Below are 12065 nucleotides of genomic sequence, written 5' to 3' on the forward strand. Positions count from 1 at the left end.
AATACCTTTCAGGAGAAACCTATGAAAATAGTAGATATGAAAGATGTGGCAAACCACCCCATTCACATCCTGGGTATTCTTAATAGTAGATACATCATGTATGAATTACTAGAAGAACATGAAGAAAGTGACTCCAGTCATCACTTCATAATTATGAAGTATGATATAGACAAACAGACATCTGAGCCAATATTGCAAATGCCAATCACATATAATGAAAGAGTGGCTTACTCTCATATAATGGCAGAGCATCATTTCTACTTTTGCATTCTGGATGAAAAGATGAATGAGTTCAGAATGTATCAATTAAACTGTGAGACGAAAGTGAATAAAGAAATCTATTCATTTTCGATCCATAGGAATTGCAGTGTAATAGATTTCAAGCTTTATGCCTTAACAACCACACAGCTCGTTCTGGGATACCAAACAGATGTTAAATTTACAAATCAGTTCGATCGGTTACTGCGAATTGACATAGTGAATAATACCCGCCATCATGAGCTGCGTCATCAATTATCAAATGGTGATACTTTATTGCGTATGAAAGAAATGCATTTCGTCCAACATTCGCAAGATGATATATATCTAGTCTTCAAAACGGGGAGGGTGTTTTCTGAAGAAAAGGAAGATCATCAGCATGATCCAGCCTTTCATGATGGCATAGAGTCCATCGTAGCCATGCCAATGAAGGAATGGCTACAATCTCAAAAGATGAATAAACCAATTCCAGTAAGCTATATTCTCCAAAGTTCGCAAAGAAACCGTTCTGTTGAGATCGTACGGGTAGAGAAATGCAGGATCATTTATAAAATACGTGATTTTCATAACGATCATATCCAATATATCTCTTATAACTTCAATACGAGAAAAAAAGAAGTCATTCCTTCCACTCAGCTACTTACACAAGGTTTATATTATTTCAGAATAGAGTCGGGTGATCCCTCAGAATTTAACAGATACAAGCGACTTGGGATCATCACTCATGTAGATTCCGATTATGTCGTACTGGATGTGCCGAGTCAACGTTCAGATCAATCAACTGTTGTTGTATATGATCGCCAAACACATGAAGAACGCATGAAATTTCCGTCCAGAGAATCCTTCGTGTTAATTGACGAACAGCTCATCATATTGAAATAAGTGATAGTCATGAGGATTGTCAGTGTCGTCGACCTTCATTAACGTCGTAAACCCCGGAGATCGACGACATTTTATATTTTGATGGAAAGGGAAGCAAACAAGAGATAAGAGTAAAAAATACCATGCTATTCAGAATTCAAATTTGTAGAAAAAAAAGAAAAAGGAAATGAAGAAGAAATGGAGAATTCTATAACAACGCCATTTTTTGGGGTTTATATCGTACCTATGAAGAATTGAAACATGAAATTGCATTCCAGCAGCCCGAGCAGCCGGCGGAGTTTATATCGTACCTATGAGGAATTGAAACAGGTTCATGGACAGGAAGCAATTGAGATCATTGAGCAGGTTTATATCGTACCTATGAGGAATTGAAACCGGCCTGCTCATGTTCTATCACTCCCATACTCGATTTCGTTTGTATCGTACCTATGAGGAATTGAAACAAGAAAATTTTGAATTTGTAGTCTTTCCCGAGTGCAGTTTGTATCGTACCTATGAGGAATTGAAACATTTGCCTATCATTAAACGTAAGAGGAAAATTTGCGTTTGTATCGTACCTATGAGGAATTGAAACTTCTGCGGAAATAGATAGATAAATCTGAGTGGAAGGTTTGTATCGTACCTATGAGGAATTGAAACGTGATCGTCGCCAAGCGCACATCGGACATAACCTCGCGTTTATATCGTACCTATGAGGAATTGAAACTCCATCATGTCTGCCGTCTGGCGCAGCGCGATTGCAAGTTTGTATCCTACCCATGAGGGATTTGAATGACGAATTAGGATTGACAAGGTAAAGTAATAAATCAAGTGAAATAATTATACATAATATTCATTTAATAAATGTAAAATTAAGTTGTTGGTTAATATTCATTTGTAGAATTGAATTCTTTATTAGATTAAGGGTATCATTATGATAAAGATGGCTTGTGAGGTGGACTTTAAATGAATATTGATGAATGTATGCGGCTGATTCAAAATGGAGAAAGTTCACACGTTGAATTTAAAGAAGAAGGAATAAAACCAACTGAACTGGCTGAGGAGATTGTGGCTTTCTCGAACGCAGATGGAGGCACAATCATCATAGGGGTTTCAGATAAAGGCGAGATTATTGGAATTACTAATCGGAGAATAGAAGAATGGATTATAAATATATGCCGAGATGGCTGTATCCCTCAAGTTCATCCTCACGTTCAGGTTTTAGATATGAGCGGAAAAGAAATTGCATTAATTTCGATACCAAAGGGATTAAACAAACCATATTATACGGGTAATCATAAGTATTATATTCGAGTGGGTACAACGAAACGTATTGCATCAAAAGAAGAGTTGATGAGACTCTTTGAAGCAAGCGGGTATTTTCATTATGATATTTCTCCAGTGCCAGGCACGTCTGTAAAAGATATATCCATAGAGTTAGTTCGAGAATATTATATGCAGTACAATATGTTTGATCTGTATGAAGAATCAGAGAGTTCAATTCAACGAATTTTGATAAATGCTGATATTCTTCGCGAAACAGATCAAGGTGTGCAATGCACAGTTGGGGGATTGTTAGTATTTGGTAAATCTCCTGTGAACAAATTGCCTCAATCGGGAATCAGCTTCGCTCATTTCAATGGAGAAGATATAACAGAAGAACTGATCGATAAAAAACAAGTGAATGGACGTTTAAACGACATAGCTGAACAGATCATGACCATATTGAAAAACAACATGTTAACAGGATCAGTGATAAAGGGAGCCAAAAGAGAAGAAGTAGAAGATTATCCGATCTTGGTTCTTCGTGAGGCTGTGGTCAATGCTCTGGTTCATCGAAATTATTCAATAACTGGTTCAAAAATTCGTGTTTTGATGTATGCTGACAGAATAGAATTTCATAGCCCGGGCAGATTGCCAAACACAGTGAATGTGGAGAAAATGAAAGTTGGCATTTCTTATGCTCGCAATCCATTTTTGGTGAAATACATGGAGAATATGAGATACATCGACCAATTAGGCAGAGGAATTCCGATGATCTTAAAATCCATGATGAGCAAGGGAGCGCGTGAACCTGAACTGGAAGAAACAGGGGAAGAATTTGTGTTGACAATATATAAGCCTTGAAAAGATGAAAATATTGATTAGAGTGTCGTCGATCTTCATTAACGTCGTAAACCCGGGAGATCGACGACATTTTTTATTTTGAAGAAAAATGAAGCAACCAGTAGGTAAGGGTAAAAAACACCGTGCTATTTAGAATTTAGATATGTAGGATAAAAGGAAAAAGGAAACCAAGAAGAAATGGAGAATCCTATAACAACGCCATTTTTTGGGGTTTGTATCGTACCTATAAGGAATTGAAACGTTTGGCCGGGAGTTTCGCCCACTCCTTCGGCTTGTAGTTTGTATCGTACCTATAAGGAATTGAAACTCTTCCTTCTCTATCCACCCACCGAGGTCACCTTCTGAGTTTGTATCGTACCTATAAGGAATTGAAACTTTAAGTCGGTTCCTGCAGAAAGGAACCTGATATAGGTTTGTATCGTACCTATAAGGAATTGAAACCCCCCCATCCGATCTCGTATATACCTCCTGGTCAACCCGTTTGTATCGTACCTATAAGGAATTGAAACAAGTGTCGGCAGTAGATGGCAGCGGAAATCAATCGGATCGTTTGTATCGTACCTATAAGGAATTGAAACTGATGCTCCAGCCTAAAGCAATATTACGATTTCCATGAGTTTATATCGTACCTATGAGGAATTGAAACTCGCCACACACCTACAGTAATGCTCATGGCTGTTCACCGCTTGTATCGTACCTATGAGGAATTGAAACAACGAAACCCTATCCCATGGCGTCCCACTGAAAAGAAACATTTATATCATACCTATGAGGAATTGAAACTCAGCAAGTGAGTTGAAATAAATGCCAGTTACGCGAGCATGTATCGTACCTATAAGAATAAGAGAAAGGAAACAGAACGCCCTCATAAATAAAGTAAATATGTGGCATTGTGCATCCAATGTGATAGAATAGAGTGACCAATTACTAGGATGTGGATGTAATGATAAAAACAGGAAAAGTACTACTGGCTATTCTTTTTACCATCTATCTGCTCATACTCACCAAATACATATGGTTCAAATTCATCTCCCCGAGAGAAATCCTGGAGTATCTCACATTCTCCCCTCCGCATGAATACTGGGCCCCCCCTCATAACTTCGTACCCTTTCAGACGATTCAACTGTATCTATTCAAGGGAGATATTAATCTGAACATTCGAATCGACAATCTGGTAGGCAATGTGTTGGGCTTTGTGCCACTCGGCTTCATGTTACCTTTGATATTTAGCAAGCTGAACCGACTGTGGGTGGTCTTACTGGCTTCCTTCGGCCTGAGTCTCTTTTATGAGAGCGGTCAGATGGTGTTCCAGCTAGGAAGCTTTGATGTGGATGATCTGATGCTTAATACGCTGGGCGGCCTGATTGGATACTTACCGGTCCGTTATGCATGGCGATATTTTGTGAGCCAAGAGAAGAACACTGGAATGAGAATCAAGCTGGGTCTTTCTGCGGCCACTATGCTTGCCCTGATGTCTGGAATCAGATACATGTGATGATCGGAAGGAACGGAAAACGAATTGGTGAAGTCTGGAAGGGAAGAGGCGAGGGAATCGTCTCTTTTTTATATTCCTTGATTAAACGTTCTATCTTTTTATTGTATAATGCCCGCATGGGGAGTAAAATGGACTTCACACGGACATAAAAAGTAGGGATCGCATGAGAACAGCCTTCATGGAAAAATGGAAGCAAGTCACTTTTAGAAACCGAATGATTATGATCTTTTTGATTAGCAGCCTGTTGCCGTTTATCTGCCTGGGATGGATATCTTTCTATACGATTGATTCGATTCTGGACAACAAGGTCGAGAGCGCTCTCCAGAGCAATCTGAAGCAGGATTTGCTTATTCTTGAAAATACGCTGAACAACCTGAACCATGTCTCGCAGCAGCTGGCCTATGGCGGCGGCATGATCCGTATGCTGGAACAGCTCGAGCAGGAGCAGGAACCGTATGAGCGGGCGAGATTGCTCACGGAGATCAAAAGCGATCTCAATGTGCTGACCTTCTCGAATCCGAACGTCGGATTGCTCATGTACTACTACCCCGAGATGGATGAGATTCAGTTCGAGAACTTTCGGGTGCGGGAGGACTTCGACCCGGACAAGCTGCCGGTGATGGCGTCCTATCCCGAGATGACCTATTACGGACCGCACAAAAGCTATAACGGATCGATCAACCAATATGTCTTCAGTACGATGCGCAAGATTAATGTGATCGGTCAGGATGTCTACCTCTATATGGAGACGGGACGCAATGCGCTGGAAACGCTGTTTGCCCCGCAAAGTCAAATTCAGCAGGAAGGCAATCGCCGGCTGCTCATTCTCGACGACCAGGGACGAATAGCCTTCAGTGAGAAGCCAGAGGATTATCCGGTAAATGCGATCTTCCCGGGTGATCTCGAGCAGGCTTCCTCGGGCTATGACAAGGACTTCTTCTGGAACCGGGAGGTAAGCAATCAGGGGTGGAGCATCGTATCCGTCCTGCCTGAACAGGAGCTGAATAAGGAACGGAATCAATGGATTATTCAGATCGTCGGCTTTTTCCTCGTGTTCCTGCTGCTGTCGGTGCTATTTGCCTGGCTGTTGTGGAAGATGGTCTATCGCCCGCTGGACAAATTCAATCGGGAGATCAAGTCGCTGATTCGTTCTGACAGCAAGGACAGCATGGAAGTGACGCGCATCCCCGAATTCGACTACTTGCTGCTCCAGATTCGCAGTATGAAGGTGAAGATCTGGGAGCTGTACGCAGATATCGAGCAGAAGGAGAAGCGCCGCGCAGACCTGGAAGTAGAGAAGATGCTGTATCAGATCAATCCGCATTTCCTGATGAACACACTGGATACGGTGCACTGGCTAGCTGTCATGAACGGGCAGAAGGAAATTGACAAGCTGGTGCTGTCCTTGAACAAGCTGCTCTACTACAATCTGGGCAAGCTGGGTGAGACCTCGACGATCGGGGACGAGATTACAGCCCTCAAGGAATACATGCAGCTCCAGCAGATTCGCTATGACTTTGCCTTCGATGTGGATGTGGACGTGGATGAGAACGCGATGTCGCTGCCGAGTCCACGCTTCATTCTCCAGCCGCTCGTAGAGAATGCCCTCTACCACGGCGTCAGCGATGACGGCTATATTCATGTCGATATTAAGGTGAAGGAACAACTGGAGATTACGATTCAGGATGATGGCGTCGGCATGTCAGAGGAGACGATTCAGCGACTGCTGGAAGATGATGAAGTGGAGAGTCAGAAGGTGGGACTGGGCATTGGCATGCGTTATGTGAAACGGATGCTGAAATCGAACTATGGCGATCAGGCGACGCTGAGGATCAAGAGTGAGAAGGGAAAGGGCACGATTGTATTCCTCAGCTTTCCGATAACCGGAGGTGAAGAGACAGCATGATACGGATCTGTATCGTAGATGATGACAAGCTGGTCAGAAAAGGGCTGATTACCTTCATGCCCTGGGAGAAGTACGGGATGACAGTGGTCGGAGAGGCCAATAATGGAGAGAGCGCCCTCAAGTTTATGGAGAGCCATGAGGTCGATCTCCTGATTACGGATTTGTCGATGCCGGTGATGTCTGGCATTGAGCTGATGCGGGAGGTACGCAGCCGCTATCCGCACATGAAGATCGTCGTACTGACGCTGCATCAGCATTTCGAATATGTACAGGAGGCGCTGCGTCTTGGCGCCATTGACTATATTGCCAAGATTGAACTGGAAAGTGAGCAGTTCGAGGAGATTCTGGCGCGCATTGCCGGACGGCTGAAGGAATCGGAGCACGTTCACGAAGGGGCAGATACGCCGGATGGACTGGAGGAGGCAGATTCGCTGTATGTGCTGTATGCGCTGGAGCAGCGGGACGATCTGAGACCCGATCTTCCACCGCAATCAGGGGTCAAGGAGATCGATACGGGGACCTGGTACTGGACGAACAGTTCGACTGTGCCCTTGCCAGACCCGCTGCCCCAGTTCTTCCTTATTCATCTGAAGGAAGCGGGAGAACGGGATCGCAAGACGATGATCCGACTGCTTCGCACGTACCGTAAATTCCGTCTGTTCTATGACTATGACCCCACAGTGTGCCTGAAGGAAATCTCCGCTTCGTCTATTCAGGAGCTGGCGGAGACGGAACAGGACGCGCCGATGGAAGAGCTGAAGGAGAAATGGATCAGCGGGTGCTGGATGTATGATCAGGCGCTGTTCGATGAACGAGTCGAGGAGCTGTACGCGCAGCAATTGCCCCCGATCCGGCTGGCCCGACTATTCTATTCGCTGTCGGATGAATGGAACCGGCTATACCATCATATTTTGCCGGAAGACATTGAGATTGCGGACTTCTTCACGAGCTGGGTAGAATTCAGGGCGTGGCTCGTCCAGACGAGAGAACGCATGAAGGCAGCCAACGAAAAACCGATGTATTCAGAGGAAATTCAGCAGAGTATCATGAAGGCGATGAATTTGACACAGCAGATGATGGATCACCCGATATCTGCGGCAGAGATGGCCCACATGGTTAATATGAGCAGCAGTTATTTCAGTCAGTGCTTCAAGGACATCGCGGGCAGAACGTATACGGACTACCTGCGGGATATCAGGTTGACCAGGGCCAAGGAATATTTGCGCAATACGACCCAGACCATCCAGTGGATCTCGGAGCACATCGGCTATCATGATGTGAAGTATTTCAGCCGACTGTTCCGGGAGCAGATCGGCATGCGTCCTAGTGAATACCGGCAGCAGCACACGGAAAGGTAGACAAGCGCATTTTGGCAAGGGTGAGATGTTTCTGAAAAGGGTGGATTATTTTCAGAGGCATCTTCTTTTTATTGCAGAAATCCCTCCCTGTTTGGGGATGGTTCTCTCACTCGCCCTCGCTGTCTGCCATGCTATATTGAGAGTGTCACCAAGACAGAGCAAACATTTTAGAGGGGGTAATGACATGAAGAAAAAAATGATGACGGTCCTGGCATCCTTGTTAATCGTCACAACTGTAAGCGCTTGCGGTATGAACAATGGCAATGATGGAGCCAGTGAAGGCGGCAAGGTAGATCCGAATGTCGTCGTAGATCCGTTTGGCAAATATGAACAACCAGTTGAGGTGTCGATCGGAAGAGCGATTGACCCGAACTACCAGTTCGAAGACGGGCAGACCGCTGAAGACAACATTTATACAAGATGGCTCTCGGATACGTACAACATCAATGTGACACATGCATGGGAAGCATCCACAGAGGACTACAAGCAGAAGGTGAGCCTGGCGATTGCCAGCAACGACTTGCCGGATGCCATGTCCGTTAATGAAACCCAATTGAAGCAAATGATCAAGTCCGGTCAGCTGGCAGACTTGAGTGAAGTATATGAGCAGTTCGGCGGAGAGCGCCTCAAGGCGATCTATGACTCCAACCCGGGACTGCTGGACAATGTGACGTATGACGGCAAGCTGTATGCCTTCCCGGAAACCACATTGCCATCCGCACCATTAACGTGGATTCGCAAAGACTGGCTGGATCAGCTGGGTCTGGAACCACCGAAGACACTGGAAGACCTCGAGAAGATTGCACAAGCCTTCATTGACAATAAAATGGGCGGTGAGAATACGATCGGGATCGTAGGAACTGGACAAGGCGGTGAGTTGCATTCCACCTTCCTGAACTCCGGTGACCATTTCTTCAACTTCTCCCCTCTTTTCTTCGCACATAATGCCTATCCGGGCATCTGGGTAGAAGGAGAAGACGGCAAAGCGGTATATGGTTCGACCTTGCCGGAAACAAAAGAAGCTGTGGCGATGATGCGGGAGTGGTACCAAAAAGGCATCCTCGACAAGGAAATGGCACTGCGTAAAAGTCCGCAAGAAGTCGTGGTCAGCGGTCAGGCCGGTATTTTCTTCGGTCCATGGTGGTCCCCGTACAGCATCCAGGATTCCATCAAAAATGATCCAGAGGCCAACTGGCGTCCATATGTTGCACCGGTTGATGATAGTGGCGTATACAACTCCAACCAGGCAACGGGAAGCACCTACATTGTCGTAAGCAAAAACTACGAGCACCCGGAAGCGATCGTGAAAATGCTGAACATTCACGTTTCCGAGAAAGATCCAAGCTATGAAGAAGTGGTAGCAGACAAGCAAATGACTTCTCAGGAAATTCCACTGTTCATTATTGCAGGACACGGCGATCAGCTGGAGTATGCCGTTCGTTCCACGCAGAAGCATCTGAAGGGTGAAATGGCCCTGGAAGACATCGATAAGCTGTCCTACGGATTTGCTTATGAACTGGCCTTGCATGCGCCATCCGTTAAGAAAGAGCCATTCGACAACTATGACATTCAGCATTGGGACAAAAACGGAGATGAAGCATTCTTCACACACGTCTATGCCCATCTGAACGGTGGTTCGGCCTTCATCGAGGCAGACATCAACTATGTACGAAGCAAAGTAACGTCTCAGACGAAGACGATGGAATCTCGCTGGACCAACCTGAAAAAGCTGGAAGACGAAATGTTCCTCAAGATGATCATGGGCAGCATTTCCATGGATGAATTCGATACCTTTGTCGAGAAGTGGTACGACCAGGGTGGCGAGAAGATTACCGAAGAAGTAAACGAAATCAACTAATTCATCTCCGGATGATGCATACCCATAACACCAGATCAGGACGGGCGCACCCAGCTCGTCTTGATCCCTTCCTGAGGCTCGCATAGAGAGAAACCATAACGGTCTCAAAGGAATGGACAAGACGCACACATCATTTATAAAGGGTTAATCGCTTTTCTGAAAAGGAGATGAGTGAGATGAGAAACAATACCGTATACAAGCATTATTACCTCATGCTGCTTCCGGGCTTGGTATGGCTGTTCTTTTATAATTTGCTTCCGATGTACGGGATTTTGATGGCGTTCAAGGACTTCAATCCAGGCCTTGGCATCATGAAATCTCCGTGGGTAGGTCTGGAGCATTTTCAGTATATGTTCGAGCTGGACGACAGTCGGCAAATTTTCAAAAACACCATTCTGATTGCATTTATGAAGATGTTGGGCAATCTGATTGTGCCGCTGTTCTTCGCCCTGATGCTCAATGAAGTGAAGAATCGACTGTTCACGCGTTCGGTGCAGACGATCGTTTATTTGCCCCATTTCCTGTCCTGGGTTATCGTCGCAGGCATCATGCTGGATCTGTTCTCCTTCAGCGGGCCTGTCAACCAGTTGCTTTCTGTATTCGGTTTTGAACCGACCTTGTTCTTTGCCAGTCCGGAGATTTTCCCGTCACTCGTGGTGGGCAGTGATATCTGGAAGGAATTCGGTTTTGCAGCGATTATTTATTTTGCAGCCCTGACCTCGATCAATCCGGAAATGTATGAAGCCGCTGCGATCGATGGCGCGTCACAGTTCAAACGTCTGATCCACATTACGCTTCCGAGCATTATTCCGGTTGCGGTGCTGCTGGCTACGCTCAGTATGGGGAACATCCTCAATGCCGGCTTTGACCAGATCTTCAACTTGTACAATCCTGCGGTTTATTCCACAGGGGACATCATTGATACCTGGGTATACCGGGTCGGTCTGATCAACATGCAGTATGGCCTGGCTACAGCGGTGGGATTGTTGAAATCGGTCGTTGGATTTATCCTGATTGCGGTGTCTTACGGGTTGGCTTATCGCTTTGCGAACTACAGAATTTTCTAACAGAAGGTTGTGATGACGATGATTGAAGAACGTTCCGTTGCAAATCGGTTTTTTAATGGACTCAATGTGTTTATTCTGATCGCGATCACCCTTCTGTGTGTGTATCCGGTCTGGTATACGTTTGTCGTATCGGTCAGTGACAAGGCTGCGGTGTCGGCGGGAGATGTCTTCTTTTGGCCGAAGGGCTTTACACTCGGATCGTATGAATTGATTATTGATGACGGTCAGTTTTTCAAGTCGTTCTTTATATCCGTTCAGCGGGTTGTACTGGGCGCACTGGTGACCTTTTTCGTAATTCTCCTGATGGCGTACCCATTATCCAAGACGTCAAAGGAATTTGCACCCCGCAACTATATTATGTGGCTGTTGATTTTCGCCATGCTTTTCAACGGCGGACTGGTGCCATGGTACATGACGATGAAATCACTGGGCATGATCAACAATATCTGGGGACTCGTGCTCGGCGGCGGGCTGCCGGTGTTCAACGTCATCCTGGTAATGAACTTCTTCCGTAACTTGCCGAAGGAGATGGAGGAATCTGCGCTCATTGACGGAGCGGGTCCATGGCGCATCCTGTTCAACATTTTCTTGCCGCTCTCCAAGCCGGTACTGGCGACGATTCTCGTATTCACGATTGTGTATCACTGGAATGAGTTCTTCCAGGCGCTCGTACTGATGACCAAGAATGAGAACTATCCACTGCAAACCTATATTCGTCAGGTAGCCGTCGTCATCGATCCGTCCAAGATTGATGCGGAAGCAGCCAAGCGGATGTCGGGCATGTCCAATCAGACGCTCAACGCGGCAAAGATATTCATTTCCATGCTGCCGTTGCTGGTGATTTATCCATTCTTCCAGCGTTATTTCGTCAAAGGAATTACGCTCGGTTCCGTCAAGGGCTGATCGCTGGTCGCTTGGCTTGATTCGATCACGCCAAATGATAGCAGTCTGATCGAAGCCTGATAGACGTCTCATACTCGTTTCATACAGGTATCATCCAGGGCTGCCGGTCTGAACTGCTCCCCGTCAAGTAGACAGATAAAATAATAAAACTGTATTCATTGGGCTCCGTCAATCACGGAGTCCATTTTATGCTGCATTTGCGAGCATTTGGCGGTACGTCATCGGAGACATT

Annotated in this window: 8 protein-coding genes and 1 CRISPR repeat array; all 8 genes read left to right on the forward strand. The window is 45.5% G+C overall.

Translation table 11 applies throughout. The features are described 5' to 3' along the window. Nucleotides 1–21: 21 nt before the first annotated feature. Nucleotides 22–1140 (forward strand): hypothetical protein, encoded by a 1119-nt coding sequence (locus tag ACFSUC_RS05980; protein WP_379928578.1) that lies wholly within the window; start codon nucleotides 22–24, stop codon nucleotides 1138–1140. Between the two features lie 945 nt (nucleotides 1141–2085). Further along, nucleotides 2086–3246, forward strand: a complete 1161-nt coding sequence (locus ACFSUC_RS05985) for an RNA-binding domain-containing protein (protein WP_379928579.1) — start codon at nucleotides 2086–2088, stop codon at nucleotides 3244–3246. Nucleotides 3247–3461: 215 nt separating this feature from the next. After that, nucleotides 3462–4029: a CRISPR direct-repeat array (repeat unit 25 nt; unit sequence TATCGTACCTATGAGGAATTGAAAC). 160 nt (nucleotides 4030–4189) lie between these two features. Further along, nucleotides 4190–4741: a VanZ family protein gene (locus ACFSUC_RS05990; protein WP_379928580.1), complete on the forward strand. Its 552-nt coding sequence runs from the start codon at nucleotides 4190–4192 to the stop codon at nucleotides 4739–4741. Nucleotides 4742–4919: 178 nt separating this feature from the next. Further along, nucleotides 4920–6647: a sensor histidine kinase gene (locus tag ACFSUC_RS05995; RefSeq protein ID WP_379928581.1), complete on the forward strand. Its 1728-nt coding sequence runs from the start codon at nucleotides 4920–4922 to the stop codon at nucleotides 6645–6647. Then, complete coding sequence (locus tag ACFSUC_RS06000; protein WP_379928582.1) at nucleotides 6644–8005, forward strand: response regulator; 1362 nt, start codon at nucleotides 6644–6646, stop codon at nucleotides 8003–8005. Before ACFSUC_RS05995 ends, ACFSUC_RS06000 begins: the two co-directional genes overlap by 4 nt. A 184-nt stretch (nucleotides 8006–8189) precedes the next feature. Beyond that, complete coding sequence (locus ACFSUC_RS06005; RefSeq protein WP_379928583.1) at nucleotides 8190–9863, forward strand: extracellular solute-binding protein; 1674 nt, start codon at nucleotides 8190–8192, stop codon at nucleotides 9861–9863. 176 nt (nucleotides 9864–10039) lie between these two features. Continuing rightward, a complete protein-coding gene (locus tag ACFSUC_RS06010) occupies nucleotides 10040–10930 on the forward strand; it encodes an ABC transporter permease (RefSeq protein WP_379928584.1) in 891 nt (296 codons plus the stop codon). Between the two features lie 18 nt (nucleotides 10931–10948). Beyond that, complete coding sequence (locus ACFSUC_RS06015) at nucleotides 10949–11833, forward strand: carbohydrate ABC transporter permease (protein ID WP_379928590.1); 885 nt, start codon at nucleotides 10949–10951, stop codon at nucleotides 11831–11833. The last annotated feature ends 232 nt before the right edge of the window (nucleotides 11834–12065 follow it).

Source organism: Marinicrinis sediminis (genome assembly GCF_042685085.1).
Lineage (GTDB): Bacteria > Bacillota > Bacilli > Paenibacillales > KCTC-33676 > Marinicrinis > Marinicrinis sediminis.